The organism is Mannheimia kashgarensis (genome assembly GCF_041807705.1).
Lineage (GTDB): Bacteria > Pseudomonadota > Gammaproteobacteria > Enterobacterales > Pasteurellaceae > Mannheimia.
Genome location: NZ_JBGTYY010000017.1, coordinates 31,711 through 46,348, shown reverse-complemented (window position 1 = coordinate 46,348; position 14,638 = coordinate 31,711). Strand labels below are relative to the sequence as shown.

Annotated in this window: 18 protein-coding genes and 1 pseudogene; 15 read left to right on the top strand and 4 right to left on the bottom strand. The window is 40.8% G+C overall.

All coding sequences use genetic code 11. From position 1 onward, the window contains the following. The 7 genes and pseudogenes from ACERCF_RS07890 to hisIE form a co-directional block, all read left to right on the top strand. Positions 1–99: pseudogene (locus ACERCF_RS07890) on the top strand (IS1595 family transposase); the annotation flags it as partial. 153 nt (positions 100–252) lie between these two features. Then, the gene (gene hisH, locus ACERCF_RS07885) at positions 253–843 is read left to right on the top strand and encodes an imidazole glycerol phosphate synthase subunit HisH (RefSeq protein ID WP_373625238.1); all 591 of its coding nucleotides are present in this window, start codon (positions 253–255) and stop codon (positions 841–843) included. Positions 844–944: 101 nt separating this feature from the next. Further along, the gene (locus ACERCF_RS07880; RefSeq protein WP_373625237.1) at positions 945–1,790 is read left to right on the top strand and encodes a BRO family protein; all 846 of its coding nucleotides are present in this window, start codon (positions 945–947) and stop codon (positions 1,788–1,790) included. A 169-nt stretch (positions 1,791–1,959) separates the two neighbouring features. Then, positions 1,960–2,709: a 1-(5-phosphoribosyl)-5-[(5-phosphoribosylamino)methylideneamino]imidazole-4-carboxamide isomerase gene (hisA, locus tag ACERCF_RS07875; RefSeq protein WP_373625236.1), complete on the top strand. Its 750-nt coding sequence runs from the start codon at positions 1,960–1,962 to the stop codon at positions 2,707–2,709. Then, positions 2,691–3,464 carry an imidazole glycerol phosphate synthase subunit HisF gene (hisF, locus tag ACERCF_RS07870; protein ID WP_373625235.1) on the top strand — a complete coding sequence of 258 codons (774 nt, stop codon included), beginning with the start codon at positions 2,691–2,693 and terminating at the stop codon, positions 3,462–3,464. The genes hisA and hisF overlap by 19 nt, the downstream gene beginning before the upstream one ends. A 105-nt stretch (positions 3,465–3,569) precedes the next feature. After that, the gene (locus ACERCF_RS07865) at positions 3,570–4,310 is read left to right on the top strand and encodes a methylated-DNA--[protein]-cysteine S-methyltransferase (RefSeq protein ID WP_176807514.1); all 741 of its coding nucleotides are present in this window, start codon (positions 3,570–3,572) and stop codon (positions 4,308–4,310) included. Positions 4,311–4,332: 22 nt separating this feature from the next. Continuing rightward, complete coding sequence (gene hisIE, locus ACERCF_RS07860) at positions 4,333–4,968, top strand: bifunctional phosphoribosyl-AMP cyclohydrolase/phosphoribosyl-ATP diphosphatase HisIE (protein ID WP_373625234.1); 636 nt, start codon at positions 4,333–4,335, stop codon at positions 4,966–4,968. Between the two features lie 72 nt (positions 4,969–5,040). Here hisIE and hslO read toward each other — a convergent pair whose 3' ends face one another. Together hslO and hslR are read right to left on the bottom strand one after the other, a co-directional pair. Then, positions 5,041–5,934 carry an Hsp33 family molecular chaperone HslO gene (gene hslO, locus ACERCF_RS07855; protein WP_373625233.1) on the bottom strand — a complete coding sequence of 298 codons (894 nt, stop codon included), beginning with the start codon at positions 5,932–5,934 and terminating at the stop codon, positions 5,041–5,043. Positions 5,935–6,072: 138 nt separating this feature from the next. Beyond that, positions 6,073–6,489: a ribosome-associated heat shock protein Hsp15 gene (gene hslR / locus ACERCF_RS07850; protein WP_373611777.1), complete on the bottom strand. Its 417-nt coding sequence runs from the start codon at positions 6,487–6,489 to the stop codon at positions 6,073–6,075. Between the two features lie 88 nt (positions 6,490–6,577). Between hslR and nudE the strand changes: the two genes are divergently transcribed. The 8 genes from nudE (at position 6,578) to ACERCF_RS07810 (ending at position 13,625) form a co-directional block, all read left to right on the top strand. After that, entirely contained in the window at positions 6,578–7,129 is a 552-nt protein-coding gene (gene nudE / locus ACERCF_RS07845) for an ADP compounds hydrolase NudE (RefSeq protein ID WP_373625232.1), read from the top strand. A 23-nt stretch (positions 7,130–7,152) separates the two neighbouring features. Beyond that, positions 7,153–7,971: a 3'(2'),5'-bisphosphate nucleotidase CysQ gene (gene cysQ / locus ACERCF_RS07840; protein WP_373625231.1), complete on the top strand. Its 819-nt coding sequence runs from the start codon at positions 7,153–7,155 to the stop codon at positions 7,969–7,971. Positions 7,972–8,048: 77 nt separating this feature from the next. Continuing rightward, positions 8,049–9,536, top strand: coding sequence for a glucose-6-phosphate dehydrogenase (gene zwf, locus ACERCF_RS07835; RefSeq protein ID WP_373625230.1), 1,488 nt, complete (start codon positions 8,049–8,051; stop codon positions 9,534–9,536). A gap of 49 nt (positions 9,537–9,585) precedes the next feature. Then, on the top strand, positions 9,586–10,284 hold the full coding sequence (pgl, locus tag ACERCF_RS07830; protein ID WP_373625229.1) for a 6-phosphogluconolactonase: 699 nt from the start codon (positions 9,586–9,588) through the stop codon (positions 10,282–10,284). Positions 10,285–10,298: 14 nt separating this feature from the next. Continuing rightward, positions 10,299–10,640 (top strand): avidin-fold protein, encoded by a 342-nt coding sequence (locus tag ACERCF_RS07825; RefSeq protein ID WP_373611772.1) that lies wholly within the window; start codon positions 10,299–10,301, stop codon positions 10,638–10,640. Between the two features lie 5 nt (positions 10,641–10,645). Continuing rightward, positions 10,646–11,335 (top strand): aspartate/glutamate racemase family protein, encoded by a 690-nt coding sequence (locus tag ACERCF_RS07820; RefSeq protein ID WP_373611771.1) that lies wholly within the window; start codon positions 10,646–10,648, stop codon positions 11,333–11,335. A gap of 112 nt (positions 11,336–11,447) precedes the next feature. Beyond that, positions 11,448–12,902, top strand: coding sequence for a decarboxylating NADP(+)-dependent phosphogluconate dehydrogenase (gene gnd / locus ACERCF_RS07815; protein WP_373625228.1), 1,455 nt, complete (start codon positions 11,448–11,450; stop codon positions 12,900–12,902). 129 nt (positions 12,903–13,031) lie between these two features. Next, positions 13,032–13,625: an SGNH/GDSL hydrolase family protein gene (locus ACERCF_RS07810; RefSeq protein WP_373625227.1), complete on the top strand. Its 594-nt coding sequence runs from the start codon at positions 13,032–13,034 to the stop codon at positions 13,623–13,625. Positions 13,626–13,697: 72 nt separating this feature from the next. On the opposite strand, the gene ACERCF_RS07805 is transcribed toward ACERCF_RS07810, so the two are convergent. Both ACERCF_RS07805 and ACERCF_RS07800 read right to left on the bottom strand, forming a co-directional pair. Then, positions 13,698–13,856 (bottom strand): hypothetical protein, encoded by a 159-nt coding sequence (locus ACERCF_RS07805; RefSeq protein ID WP_373611768.1) that lies wholly within the window; start codon positions 13,854–13,856, stop codon positions 13,698–13,700. A 99-nt stretch (positions 13,857–13,955) separates the two neighbouring features. After that, positions 13,956–14,588 carry a hypothetical protein gene (locus ACERCF_RS07800; protein WP_373625226.1) on the bottom strand — a complete coding sequence of 211 codons (633 nt, stop codon included), beginning with the start codon at positions 14,586–14,588 and terminating at the stop codon, positions 13,956–13,958. Between the last annotated feature and the right edge of the window lie 50 nt (positions 14,589–14,638).

The following is a 14,638-nucleotide window of genomic DNA, read 5'->3' as shown; positions in this document are numbered from 1 at the left end:
GAGCTATATTTGAAAGAATGCGAATGGCGTTTTAATCACAGTGACTTAAAATCTCAAATATTCCTTTTAAAACAATTGGTTAAAGGGGGTTTAGGTTAGTTATCTAGGACAGCCCCAAAATTAATCTATTAGAGAAATTTGAAAATATTATATTTAGTAATATTTTATCCCAACCAGAGAAAGTACCGGGTACTTTTGATGGATTAGAACAATTATCTAATTTTCTTAAAGAATTCAAAAAATAGGAATAATATGCAACTCACCATCATCGACACAGGCTGTGCCAACCTGTCTTCGGTCAAATTTGCTTTTGACCGTCTTGGCATTCAGGCTGAGATCTCGCGAGATCTCGGCAAAATCCAATCTGCCGATAAATTGTTGCTCCCCGGTGTGGGAACAGCAGCGGCAGCGATGGCGATTTTGCATGATCGCCGACTTATTGACACCATTCGCAACGCCACCCAACCGATGCTCGGCATCTGTTTGGGAATGCAGTTAATGACGGAATTTTCCCACGAGGGCGATGTGGCAACGCTAAACCTGATGAATGGCAAAACCGAACGCTTGCCTGAATGCGGTTTACCGTTGCCGCATATGGGCTGGAACAAGGTGCAGTACCAAGCCGACCACCCGCTATTTCACGGCATTGAGCAAGGCAGCCATTTCTATTTTGTGCATAGCTACGGCGTGCTACCGAATGAAAACACCATCGCCACCTGCGACTACGGCGTAGATTTCTCGGCGGCGATTGCAAATAAAAACTTCTATGGCGTACAGTTCCACCCAGAGCGTTCTGGAGCGGCTGGGGCGAAGTTGTTACGGAATTTTGTGGAGAATATTTAATTTTGTGAGCTCGCTCGAAAAGTTAAAGAAAGTAACTTGATTGTGCCAAGGTTTAGCTTAAAATATCTGGAAATTTAAACAGGTGTTTTGAGGGGTAAGTGATGAATGAAATTAAGTTATTTGAAAACAGCCAAATCCGCTCGGTGTGGGATAACGAAAAAGAAGAGTGGTTTTTCTCGGTGGTTGATGTGGTGCAGGTGCTGGCAGAGAGCAGTAATCCACGCCGTTATTGGAGTGATTTAAAGCGGAAAATCAAGGACGAAGAAGGCGGAATTGAGTTGTACGAAAAAATCGTACAACTGAAATTCCAAGCCTCTGATGGAAAAATGTATAAAACCGATGCCACGGATTTACAAGGCATTTTCCGTATTATTCAGTCTGTGCCAAGCCCTAAAGCCGAGCCGTTGAAAATGTGGCTGGCGGAAGTCGGCAAAGAGCGGATTGATGAGATTATCGATCCTGAATTGACCATTGACCGAGCCTTAGCCACTTACTTGAAAAAGGGCTATTCCCGTGAGTGGATTAACCAACGCTTGCAAGCTATTCAGGTGCGAAAAGAGCTGACGGATACTTGGCAAGATCACGGTGTGCAAGCGGGCAGAGAATTTGCGATTCTCACCAATGAAATCACACAGGCGTGGAGCGGTATGACTACACGCCAATATAAGGATTTCAAAGGGCTGAAAAAAGAAAGCCTACGAGACAATATGACCACCACCGAGCTGGTGCTGAATATGCTTGCCGAAGCAGCAACCAAAGATATTACCGAAATCAGCCACCCACAAGGCTTAGAAGAGAATAAAACCGTTGCCAAACGGGGCGGAAATGTTGCAAAAGTGGCTCGGGAAAGTTTGGAGGCAGAGACCGGCAAACCGGTGATTACTCAGAAAAATGCGATTGATTTCGCTGCGGTGATTGAACACGTGGCGAAACAGGTGAAGAAATAAGTGCGGTCGGTTTTTTGCAAGTTTTTGGAAGAATTTGACCGCTTGTACCCCATACGAGCCGTATGGGGCTAGATAAACCAAGCTACTTCGTAGCTTAGAGAGACAGTCGTAGCGCGACTGGGATTATTCAGCCTAGCACGGCTCGTGCTAGGCACACAGGAACAATAATATGCAAAAATCCATCATTATCCCCGCCCTCGATCTTATCGATGGGCAAGTAGTTCGTCTGCATCAGGGCGATTATGCGAAACAGACGACTTATACTGATAACCCGATTGCCCAATTTGCCGATTACTTGGCACAAGGGGTAGAGCAGTTGCATTTGGTCGATCTTACGGGAGCAAAAAATCCGGCTCAAAGACAGACCGCACTTATCGGCAAGATTATTCGTGAAACCCACTGCAAAATCCAAGTAGGCGGGGGTATCCGTACCGAGCAAGATGTGGCGGATTTGTTGGCAGTGGGGGCAAACCGTGTGGTGATTGGTTCGACTGCGGTGAAAGAGCGTGAAACGGTTAAAGGCTGGTTCAAAAAGTACGGTGCGGAGAAATTTGTGCTGGCACTGGATGTGAACATTGATGCAATTGGTCAAAAAATCATTGCGATTAGCGGCTGGCAAGAGGCAAGTGGTGTGTCGCTCGAGGAGTTGATTGAAGATTATCAAACCGTGGGCTTGCAACACGTTTTATGCACCGATATTTCACGAGACGGCACACTGGCAGGTTCAAATGTGGATCTCTATCGAGAAATCTGTGCCAAATACCCAGAGATTCAATTTCAGTCCTCAGGCGGTATCGGCTCACTTGCAGATATTGCTGCTTTAAAAGGCACGGGCGTGGCTGGCGTAATTGTCGGTCGTGCGTTGTTGGAAGGTAAATTTAATGTAGCGGAGGCAATCGAATGTTGGCAAAACGGATAATTCCTTGTTTAGATGTGCGTGACGGGCAAGTTGTGAAAGGCGTGCAGTTCCGCAACCACGAAATCATCGGCGACATTGTGCCACTTGCTCAACGCTATGCCCAAGAGGGGGCGGACGAGTTGGTGTTTTACGATATTACCGCCTCAAGTGACGGCAGAACGGTGGATAAAAGCTGGGTGGAACGTGTGGCACAAGTGATTGATATTCCGTTCTGTGTGGCAGGCGGAATTAAAACCATTGCCGATGCGGAACAGATTTTTGCTTTCGGTGCGGATAAAATCTCAATCAACTCGCCAGCCCTTGCGGAACCTGAACTTATCAGCCGTTTGGCAGATCGTTTTGGCGTGCAAGCAATCGTGGTTGGCATTGATAGCTGGCTCGAGCAAGAAACGGGCAAATACTGGGTCAATCAATACACTGGCGATGAAAAACGCACCCTCCAAACCGAATGGCAATTGTTGGATTGGGTGGCGGAAGTGCAAAAGCGAGGAGCAGGCGAAATCGTGCTGAATATGATGAACCAAGACGGCGTACGCAACGGCTACGACTTGGTGCAACTGAAAAAAGTGCGTGAAGTTTGCAATGTGCCTTTGATTGCCTCAGGCGGTGCAGGCGAAATGGTGCATTTCCGTGATGCCTTTATTGAGGCAAATGTGGACGGTGCGTTGGCAGCAAGTGTGTTTCATAAGCGGATTATTGATATTGGTGAGCTGAAGGCATATTTGGCGGCGGAAGGGGTAGAAATTAGACTATAACCTAGAACGAACTATGCTAGGCTGAATAAATAGAGTCGCAGATCGGCTCAGGTTATAACCCCATACGGCTCGTATAGGGGCAAGCGGTCAAAAAAGGAAGAAAAAATGCAAATATGGGATATAGTTTCCGCTTTACCAAGTCAGTGGAAAACGATAGCCGATTGGTTGGTTACCCAAAATAATCCGCCAAAATCTTATTCTCTTTTTCCCTTTAATTCAGAGGCTGAATTATTGGTATTTAAAAAAGATTTTCAAAAAGCACTTGGCATATCTTTAGGAAAATATGTGCGTTTAAGACGTGTTGATTATTTATTACATCAAATCAACGAAAAGTTTAAACAAGCCTTAAGTGCTAATTATATTGAGACTCCTTTGGGTGAAATGTTAGCTATATTCTCGGAAAAAGGCCTGTGTTTATTAGAGTTCTGCGATAGAAAAATGTTAGAAAGCGAGCTGTTGGCTTTACAAAAAAATCTCAAAGCGAATTTTATTTTTCAAACCACTGAACAAAGTATTCAACTTACGCAAGAGCTTAGTGAATATTTTGCTGGAGAAAGAAAAAATTTTAGCATTCCTCTTGATATTATTGGCACAGAATTTCAAAAAAGTGTTTGGCAAGCATTATTGAATATTCCTTATGGGTCAACCAGCAGCTATAAATTGCAAGCAGAGTCTATGGGTAAACTCAGTGCGATTAGAGCCATAGCTGCAGCTAATGGGCGAAATCAAATTTCTATTATTATTCCTTGCCATCGTGTGATAGGTAGCGATGGTGATTTAGTAGGTTATGGCGGTGGAGTTGATCGAAAGAGAGCCTTACTGAAATTAGAAAAGACTTTTAATTAATGACCAATAGAGAGAAGTGAACATGCAAAATATTGATTGGCAAAAAGTGGACGGTTTATTGCCCGTTATCGTCCAAAACGCCCAAACCTGCGAAGTATTAATGCTTGGTTATATGAATGAAGAGGCTTTAACTAAAACCCTCAACGAAAAGCGAGTGACTTTCTATTCTCGTACCAAACAACGGCTGTGGACGAAAGGCGAAACCTCGGGCAATTTCCTAAATGTGGTGGATATGAGTTTGGATTGTGATAACGACACCCTGTTAATCCTCGCCAACCCTATCGGCGAAACCTGCCACACTGGGGCGGAGAGCTGTTTTCATCAGTTTGAACAAGAACAACCGGACTGGATCTTTTTCAGCAAATTAGAACGAATGATCGCAGAGCGTAAAAATGCCGATCCGGAAAGTTCTTATACCGCTAAACTTTATGCCAAAGGTACACCGAAAATCGCCCAAAAAGTAGGGGAAGAGGCAGTAGAAAGTGTGATTGCGGCAATAAAAAATGATCGCGAAGAATTAGTTTCTGAAGTGGCAGATTTGGCGTATCATTTAACTGTGTTGCTGCACAATGCTGATTTATCTTGGGCAGAGGTCAATGCTAAACTAAAAGAACGCCACAAAGGGATTGGGTTACACCCAGAAGGCTCAAATAAGTAAAATGCAAGCGGTCAAATTTCGTAGTTTCTTGCAAATTGCAAAAAGGACAAGAAATTTGACCGCTTGTTTAGCTTAATTTAACCCTAACTTACTTAATTTTTCAGTTTCTTCCTTAAAGCTTTCAATCGCCGCTTTGTCAAAGAAATATTGTGTGCCACAACATTCACATTGCATATCAATCACGCCTTGTTTTTCCGCCAACATTTCTTCGATTTCTTCTGTCGGCACCAGTAATAATGCGGAACCTGAACGCTCTCTCGAACAGCCGCATTTAAATTCGGTATCTTGTGACGGGTAAACTTCTACTTGCTCTTCGTGGTAGAGGCGATAGAGCAATTCTTCTGCCTCTAAACCAAATAACTCTTCATCTTTTACGGTTTCAGTGAGCGTGGCTAGATGCTCGAAGTCATCTCGTGATCCTGTGCCGTCCGGCATAATTTGTAGCAACATACCGCCTGCCACTGCTTTGCCTTCAAATTCGCCTGTGCGGATAACGAGGTGGGTTTGTAATTGCTCGGAGCGGGCGAAGTAATCTTCTAAACATTCACGAATGGTTGGTTTATCGAGAGCAATCACCCCTTGATAACGTTCACCATCGGTCGGGATAATAGAAATCACTAATACACCATTGCCGATCATTTCCGCTAACGAGGCTCTGTCTGCAATATCTGCCTGAACACGGGCTAAGGCACGGAGTTGCTGTTGGTCGTTACCGTTCACAACCGCCAATTTTAACGGGCCGTCACCTTGAATCTGCACAGTAATGGTGCCGTTAAATTTCATTGTGGCGGTCAAAAGGCTGGTTGCTACTAACATTTCGCCCAGTAAATTCTGCACCGCTTTCGGGTAGTGATGAGTGTTTAGTGTTTCAGTAAAGGTGTCGTTTAAACGCACCCATTCGCCACGCACCGCACGTTCTTTGAATAGGTAGCGATAAAGTTTGTCGTTGTCTTTGGTGTAATTCATTTTAATTCCTCGTTGCAAGCGGTCGTTTTTACGAAAAAATTTGCAAATTACCGCCTAAAATAATAAATAGGGGGCGAAAAATTTTTCGCCCCTACTTAGGATATTCAATATAGGGATTATTTTTCTGATTGCAAGGGCTTAGCTAAATTCTTGCTCTTTGAATTTAATTAAATCTCGTCGCTCTTTTTTGTTCGGGCGGCGGTCTGGGTGGGGCATTGAAAGAGCATTTGCTTTGCGAGCGAACGCCATTGCCTCACGGTGTTTTACGCTTTTTTCAGTTTCTTGGTAGAGCAGTTGGGCTTCCGGAGCCCCTCGCCTTTGGTCACTGAGGGCTAACACTTCCACTTCTTTTTCTTCGTTACCTTGACGAAGTTTGATCGTCGCCCCAATTTCCACTGTTTTACTGACTTTCGCCCGTTGTCCGTTGTAATGGACTTTGCCCCCTTCAATCATTGCTTTGGCAATCGAGCGGGTTTTATAAAAACGGGCTGCCCAAAGCCATTTATCTAGCCGAACTTCGGCATCGTTTTCCTCTTTTTCGTGTTTATTTTTCATTTTCTGCCTTAAAATCAAAACAATAGTTGAAATATTAGAGCGAAAATGTGTTTTTTCAACTAAAATAACTCTAAAAAGGTAATATAAAATGAAAAAGCAGCTTCCTGACATTCTAAAAGTAGAAATCCTTGCCAAAACTCGCATTTTTGAAGTGCAATCGGTGGACTTACGATTTTCCAATGGCGAAGAGCGAGTTTACGAGCGTTTAACACCACAGCGCCGTTCTTCGGTAATGGTGATTCCGATTCAAAATAATGAACTGATTATGATTAAAGAATATGCGGTTGGCTCTGAGCGTTATGAGTTAAGTTTTCCTAAAGGCATTGTTGATGAAGGCGAAGAGCCGATTGAGAGTGCTAATCGAGAATTGCAGGAAGAAATCGGCTTTGGGGCGAAAAAGTTAGATTTTCTGCGTTCGCTTTATAGCTCGCCAAGCCATATGTATGGCTTAATGCACGTTTTTGTGGCGGAAGAGCTGTACCCGTCCAAATTAGAAGGCGATGAGCCGGAACCATTGGAAATTGTACGTTATCCGCTGGATAATATTGACGAACTATTGGCAGATCAGAGTTTTGCGGAATCACGGAATTTATCCGCCTTGTTTATGTTAAGAGACTATTTGAAACAGAAAAATAAATAAAAATAGATCTTGGGGAAAGCAAAATGCAAACATTAAATCAACAATTACTGGATAATGTTATCGCTCTTGCGAAAGAAGCAGGCGAACATTTAAAACAATTTTACGCTCGTTCGGTTGCGGTCAAAATTAAGGCAGATGATACGCCTGTTACAGAGGCAGATTTATTTATCAGTCAATTTGTAACCGAGCGTTTAAAACAACTTATGCCTGATGTGCCTGTTTTGTCGGAGGAGAGCTGTAATATTGCTTTGACAGAACGTAATCAATGGCAAGAATATTGGATTATCGACCCATTAGACGGTACTCAGCAGTTTATTAATCGTACCGATCAGTTTTCGATTGTGATTGGTTTAGTGCAGAAAAGAGGTGAGAAAAATCAGCCCGTTTTAGGGGTGATTTATGCTCCAATCGTAGATAAACTCTATTTTGCGATGGAAGCAAGCGGTGCATTTTTGCAAGAAAATGGCAAAATTCGACCGCTTGTAAAGGCAGAACAACAAACTGAAAAACCGTTAGTAATTGCGGTGGGTGGCCAAATGCACGCTGATAAAGCATTGCAAGCAATGGGCGGGCGTGAAGCTCAGTTCTTACAATATGGTTCAAGTAGCTTAAAAGCGGGCTTGGTGGCGGAAGGCAAGGCAGATTGTTATATTCGCTTTGGCGATACAGGCGAGTGGGATACTGCGGTTGCTGAAGTGTTACTTAAGGAAGTGGGCGGATCAGTTTTCGACTTTAATTTTGCTCCATTAACCTATAATCAGCGTGAAACCTTTATTAATCCTTACTTTGTGATGGTTAAAAATAGCTCGCTAAATTGGGATAAAATATTTTTATTCAAATAGGTAGTTCCCATTAGCAATTTTTATGATAATCTTGTACCCAACAATATTTTAACAATTAGAAAGAATAGGATTATTAAATGAATGCTGAAAATAGTTGCGTAGTCATTTTTGGTGCCTCAGGCGATTTAACTTTCCGTAAATTGATTCCTGCACTCTATAATTTATACAAAATTGGAAGATTGGGCGAGCACTTCTCCGTATTAGGCGTTTCCCGTTCGGATTTAACCGACAAAACGTTCCGCAAAAAAATGCGTGAGGCGTTAATCAAATTTGAAAAAGCAGAGGGAGAAGAATTAGATTCATTCTGCGAGCATCTCTATTATCAAGCACTAAATACCTCCGATGCGGCAGATTATGCCAAATTGCTGCCTCGTCTTGATGAATTACACGAAAAATACCAAACTGAAGGCAATACACTTTATTATCTTTCAACTCCGCCAAGTTTGTACGGCATTATTCCTGAGTGTTTAGCCGCTCATGGTTTAACCACAGAGGAAAAAGGCTGGAAGCGTATTATTGTGGAAAAACCCTTTGGTTACGATATTGAAACTGCGAAAAAGTTAGATGTTCAAATTCACAAAAATTTTGCCGAACACCAAATCTACCGTATTGACCACTATTTAGGCAAAGAAACGGTACAAAACTTGCTTGTGCTACGTTTTTCTAACGGCTTATTTGAGCCACTTTGGAACCGTAACTTTATCGACTATGTGGAAATTACTGGTGCAGAATCCATCGGGGTAGAAGATCGAGGTGGTTACTATGATGATTCTGGGGCAATGCGTGATATGTTCCAAAACCACTTACTGCAAGTTTTAGCAATGGTGGCAATGGAACCACCAGCCATTATTAATGCAAACTCAATGCGTGATGAAGTGGCAAAAGTATTGCATTGCTTACACCCACTCACTGAAGAATATGTAAAACATAACGTAGTATTAGGGCAGTACGGGCGTGGTACAGTTGATGGTAAAGAAGTGCCTGCCTATTTAGAAGAAAAAGGTGTGCCTGAAGATTCTAATACTGAAACCTTTATGGCAGTAAAATGTGAAATTGATAACTGGCGTTGGGCTGGTGTACCTTTCTATGTGCGTACAGGTAAGCGTTTACCAACTCGTGTAACCGAAATCGTGATTCACTTTAAAACCACACCACACCCAGTATTCAGCCAAAATGCACCAGAGAATAAACTGATTATTCGTGTGCAACCAGATGAAGGCATTTCAATGCGTTTCGGCTTGAAAAAACCGGGTGCAGGCTTTGAAGCAAAAGAAGTTTCAATGGATTTCCGCTATTCTGATTTAGGCAGTACATCAAGCCTACTTACCGCTTATGAGCGTTTATTACTTGATGCTCTAAAAGGCGATGCAACGCTCTTTGCCCGTACTGATGCAGTACACGCTTGTTGGAAATTTGTACAACCGATTTTAAAATACAAAGAAAATCGTGGACGTGTGTATGAATACGAATCTGGCACTTGGGGACCAACGGAATCGGATAAACTTATCGCAAGACACGGTAAAGTGTGGCGTAAACCAACGGATATATTGAAGAAAAAGGTATAAATTTCAGTTCCCCTCTTTAGCAAAGAGGGGGGATATAACGAGGTAAATTATGAATAAAGTTATTTTCCCAACCGCCCAAGCTGCAGTTGAACAAATCGCCCAAGAGTTTAAAACCTATAGCGAACAAAATCGCCCTGTGCATATTTCTCTATCAGGTGGTTCAACCCCGAAATTATTGTTTAAAACTTTAGCACAATCGCCATTTAATACTGAAATCCAATGGCAAAATCTCCATTTCTGGTGGGGCGATGATCGTATGGTTCACCCAACCGATCCTGAAAGCAACTATGGCGAAGTACAAAAACTATTGTTCGATCATATTGAAATTCCTGCGGAAAATATCCACCGTATTCGTGGCGAAGAAAATGTAGAGCAAGAACTTGCAAGATTTTCGCAAGAATTGACCGCTTGTGTGCCTGATTTAGCCTTCGATTGGATTATTTTAGGAATGGGAACAGACGGCCACACGGCTTCACTTTTCCCACATCAAACCGATTTTGACGATCAAAATGTGGCAGTAATTGCTAAACACCCAGAAACAGGGCAAATCCGCATTTCTAAAACGGCTTCATTGATTGAAAAAGCCAAACGCATTACTTACTTAGTTACAGGCAGCTCAAAAGCAGAAATTTTAAAAGAAATCCAAACCACCCCTGTGGAAGAATTACCTTACCCAGCGGCGAAAATTAAAGCAAAAAATGGGGTAACGGAGTGGTATTTGGATAGTGATGCGGCTAAAAATCTGTAACGGAAATTTTAGTTATGTTCAATCTTAACAATAAAATCTTTACTGCCGTGCAAAATAGTGAAAATGGCGAAGTGAGCAATCAAACGTATTTTCACTATTTTCAACAAGACAAAATGATATGGGCGGAATATCAAGGTGGTGAGATTTTAAAAGGATTTTTAATTGGCAAATGGATTTCAGATTGCCAAATTGAGTTTAGCTATCAGCATTTAAATCAACGATTAGAAAATCGTCTCGGGCGTTGTGTAACCACATTTTCTATAGATAATGGAAAATTGGTTGGACGTGAGCGTTGGCAATGGCTTGGCTCACTGGAAACAGGGCAATCACAAATTATAGAGATAAGTAGAGGATAAGTTTAATGAAAACACTTGGCATTTTAGGTGGAATGAGTGCGGAAAGTACGGTTTCTTATTACATCAATATTAACCGTGCGGTTAATCAAGCATTAGGCGGTAATTCTAGTGCTAAAATTCTTCTCTCAAGTGTGAATTTTGAAGAAATTGTGCAACATCAAAAACAGGGTAACTGGCAACAATCAGGCGAAATTCTTGCAGAGCAAGCCAAGTTATTAGAACAAGCTGGAGCAGAGGGCATTTTGCTTGCCACCAATACAATGCACAAGGTGGCGAAGCAGATTAGCGATAATATTTCTGTTCCCTTTCTGCATATTTTAGACTGCGTTGCAGATAGCATTCAATCAAAAGGCTTGAGCAAAGTTATCCTACTTGGCACACAGTTTACAATGAGCGATAATTTTTATCGTGATGAATTAATAGAGCGTGGCATTACGCCACTTGTGCCAGATGAAACAGCTCAAAAGGAAATCCACCGCATTATTTTTGATGAACTCTGTTTAGGCAAAATTGAAGAAAGCTCAAAAGCGTTCTACCTAGAAACCATTAAGCAGCTACAAGCACAAGGGGCGGAAGGTGTGATTTTAGGCTGTACCGAAATTGGCTTATTAATTCAACAATCAGACAGCGAATTACCGTTTTTTGATACCGCAGCATTGCATAGCCAAATGGCGGTGGAGTTTGTTTTAGGCTAATTAAAACAATAGATAGATTTAATATTTACAAGCGGTCAAATTTATAAAGAATTTTGCAAAATTTTAATGAAATTCAACCGCTTACCAAATTAAAAAACAACAGGAGCAAACAATGTCACAAAAAGGCGATATCGGCGTAATTGGACTCGCCGTAATGGGTCAAAACTTAATTTTGAATATGAATGACAACGGCTTTAAAGTCGTTGCATATAACCGCACTACTTCCAAAGTGGACGAGTTTTTAGCAGGACCTGCGAAAGACACAAACATAATCGGGGCGTATTCGTTAGAAGATTTAGCCGCTAAATTGGAAAAACCACGCCGTGTTATGTTAATGGTGCGTGCAGGTGAGGTAGTGGATCAATTTATTGATGCGTTAGTGCCACACTTAGAAGAAGGCGATATCATTATTGATGGCGGTAACTCAAATTACCCAGATACCAATCGTCGTGTGCAAGCCTTAGCAGAAAAAGGCATCCGCTTTATTGGCTCTGGTGTTTCAGGTGGTGAAGAGGGTGCAAGACACGGACCGTCTATTATGCCGGGTGGTGATGAATCTGCGTGGCCTTATGTTAAGCCTATTTTCCAAGCGATTTCGGCAAAAACCGATCAAGGTGAGCCTTGCTGTGATTGGGTTGGACGTGATGGTGCAGGTCATTTCGTGAAAATGGTTCACAACGGCATTGAATACGGCGATATGCAGTTAATCTGTGAAGCCTACCAATTCTTAAAAGATGGTTTAGGTTTAAGCTATGATGAAATGTACGAAATCTTCAAAGAGTGGAAAAACACTGAGCTAGACAGCTACTTAGTAGATATTACCACTGATATTCTTGCTTACAAAGATGAAGATGGCGAGCCATTGGTAGAGAAAATTCTTGATACAGCAGGTCAAAAAGGGACAGGTAAATGGACGGGTATCAATGCCCTTGATTTCGGTATTCCATTAACTTTGATTACCGAATCGGTATTTGCTCGTTGTGTATCGGCATTTAAAGATCAGCGTGTGGCAGCTTCAAGATTGTTCAACAAAGAGATTGGTAAAGTTGAAGGTGATAAAAAAGAGTGGATAGAAGCCGTTCGCCGTGCGTTATTAGCTTCAAAAATCATCTCTTACGCACAAGGCTTTATGTTAATTCGTGAAGCATCTGAGCAGTTTGGTTGGGACATCAACTACGGTGGCACAGCGTTATTATGGCGTGAGGGCTGTATTATTCGTAGCCGTTTCTTAGGCAATATCCGTGATGCATACGAAGCAAACCCATACTTAGTCTTCTTAGGTTCAGACCCATACTTTAAAGAGATTTTAGAAAACTGCTTGGCTGATTGGCGTAAAGTGGTAGCAAAATCGGTAGAGATTGGTTTGCCTGTGCCTTGTATGGCATCTGCAATCACTTTCTTAGATGGTTATACTTCAGAGCGTTTACCGGCTAACTTACTACAAGCCCAACGTGACTACTTCGGAGCTCACACTTATGAGCGTACCGACAAACCTCGTGGTGAGTTCTTTCATACCAACTGGACGGGACGTGGCGGTAATACTGCTTCAACCACCTATGATGTTTAATTAATTTACAAGCCACTTAATCATTAAGTGGCTTTTTTATACGAATTTTTAGTCAATATATCTTGGAGTAAATATTTTAAAATGTGTATAATAATGGAGTGATATTTCAACCATCGGTGAGGAGACACTATGCTTAGCGATCAAGACATTTTTAACCGTTATCAAACTAAAAAAGCAGAGTTTGAAAAAACGGCAGAGGTTACTCTTATCGGACATTCATTGTTCGATATGTGGGGAGATATGGAGCAGGGTACGCCAAATTTAGCCGGCAAACCAACAGCAAATTTAGGTTTATCCGGCACAAGTACTCGCCAATATTTAGATGTGATTATGAAGCCTGCACATATTGAGCACTTAGGCGATAAAGTTTTTATTTTTCTAGGTGTGAATGATATTGTTAAAGAGCTTGAATACTCACCAAAACAAGTGCTTGACTGGATTGAAGAAATTATCCAGCATCTTCGCAAAATTAATCCAAATGCTCAATACTTTTTATTGGAAGCCACACCGGTAAATAACATTACCACCACAAATAATGCAGCAATTAAAGTGCTAAATGATTATTTTGAAGCGAATGTCCCTGCTTATCTTACTTATGTAAAAACGTGGGAACACTTTGCTGATGAAGAAGGGAATTTAGATTTAACCTTATGCCACGATGGATTGCATTTCACTCAAGCTGGCTATGATCGTTTAGAGAAGATTTTAACGAGATATTTATAAATTCATATTAACAAGTTGCACCTTACTCTGTTTTATTACTATATCACTGAGTAAGGTGCAAAATAATGATATTTATTTTACTAATTTAATAAGCACGCCACTTCCCGGTAAAAATGAGCTTGCTGTTTCGGCTGCAATATCAATAATCACCTCTCTAAATTTATCGCTTGATAATACTTCAAGATTATTCTCATTTTCTAATCTTTCTCCATTTACCGAATTAATTCTCATATAAACGGTTTCTTGTGTTGATTTTTTATAACACTTAAAAATATGAATGTGTAATAAATAAAGCTCAAATTTATGGTAACGAATAGTGTCGCTAATAATTCAATTAGATTTAATTTTGGATAATAAACGATTATTAATTTTTTGTACCATATCCGATTTTGATAGAGCAGGTTTAATTAAATTATCGCTATCTAATACAATATCATATTTCTTTGGTTTAAATTTATTAATGAATTTATTATGGAAATTATCATCAATATTACCATTCTCATTATCAAAAGTTTGTGAAAGAATATTCTCTCTTACACAATTTTCAGTTAATTTTAAGGTAATACTACCATTATGAACGTGATATTTTGCAAGTTCATCAGCATTCTCATTAATAATACTAATATGTTTTGCGTCTGTATTTGAAATAGTGATTTTTTCTTCTCGATCATATTCATATTCGGTATAGCGTTCAGCCATAATATTCCAATATGATTTTAAGAAACAGCCCTCATAAGAAATATCAATATCATCATTTTCTTGAGGCGATTTTTTCCCAACAAAACTTTTGATTAATTTGGTTGTTTTATTCTTAAACATATCCAATTTACCAAAGGCTTCTTCTTTTAATTTATTTGCCTCATTAATAGCAGCATTTTTATTATAGATTTCTTTAAATTTGAAGATTTCTGTTTTAGGAATAGCTTTAAATTGTGTCTGTGTTGGTATTTCAATTAAAGACATTTTTATTTCCTTAATGTAAGCAAGCGGTCAGATTTTTGCAAAATTTTACA

Coding starts and splice junctions, on each gene's coding strand:
- hisH (WP_373625238.1), top strand. CDS start 253: ATGCAACTCACCATCATCGACACAGGCTGTGCCAACCTGTCTTCGGTC.
- ACERCF_RS07880 (WP_373625237.1), top strand. CDS start 945: ATGAATGAAATTAAGTTATTTGAAAACAGCCAAATCCGCTCGGTGTGG.
- hisA (WP_373625236.1), top strand. CDS start 1,960: ATGCAAAAATCCATCATTATCCCCGCCCTCGATCTTATCGATGGGCAA.
- hisF (WP_373625235.1), top strand. CDS start 2,691: ATGTTGGCAAAACGGATAATTCCTTGTTTAGATGTGCGTGACGGGCAA.
- ACERCF_RS07865 (WP_176807514.1), top strand. CDS start 3,570: ATGCAAATATGGGATATAGTTTCCGCTTTACCAAGTCAGTGGAAAACG.
- hisIE (WP_373625234.1), top strand. CDS start 4,333: ATGCAAAATATTGATTGGCAAAAAGTGGACGGTTTATTGCCCGTTATC.
- hslO (WP_373625233.1), bottom strand. CDS start 5,934: ATGAATTACACCAAAGACAACGACAAACTTTATCGCTACCTATTCAAA.
- hslR (WP_373611777.1), bottom strand. CDS start 6,489: ATGAAAAATAAACACGAAAAAGAGGAAAACGATGCCGAAGTTCGGCTA.
- nudE (WP_373625232.1), top strand. CDS start 6,578: ATGAAAAAGCAGCTTCCTGACATTCTAAAAGTAGAAATCCTTGCCAAA.
- cysQ (WP_373625231.1), top strand. CDS start 7,153: ATGCAAACATTAAATCAACAATTACTGGATAATGTTATCGCTCTTGCG.
- zwf (WP_373625230.1), top strand. CDS start 8,049: ATGAATGCTGAAAATAGTTGCGTAGTCATTTTTGGTGCCTCAGGCGAT.
- pgl (WP_373625229.1), top strand. CDS start 9,586: ATGAATAAAGTTATTTTCCCAACCGCCCAAGCTGCAGTTGAACAAATC.
- ACERCF_RS07825 (WP_373611772.1), top strand. CDS start 10,299: ATGTTCAATCTTAACAATAAAATCTTTACTGCCGTGCAAAATAGTGAA.
- ACERCF_RS07820 (WP_373611771.1), top strand. CDS start 10,646: ATGAAAACACTTGGCATTTTAGGTGGAATGAGTGCGGAAAGTACGGTT.
- gnd (WP_373625228.1), top strand. CDS start 11,448: ATGTCACAAAAAGGCGATATCGGCGTAATTGGACTCGCCGTAATGGGT.
- ACERCF_RS07810 (WP_373625227.1), top strand. CDS start 13,032: ATGCTTAGCGATCAAGACATTTTTAACCGTTATCAAACTAAAAAAGCA.
- ACERCF_RS07805 (WP_373611768.1), bottom strand. CDS start 13,856: ATGAGAATTAATTCGGTAAATGGAGAAAGATTAGAAAATGAGAATAAT.
- ACERCF_RS07800 (WP_373625226.1), bottom strand. CDS start 14,588: ATGTCTTTAATTGAAATACCAACACAGACACAATTTAAAGCTATTCCT.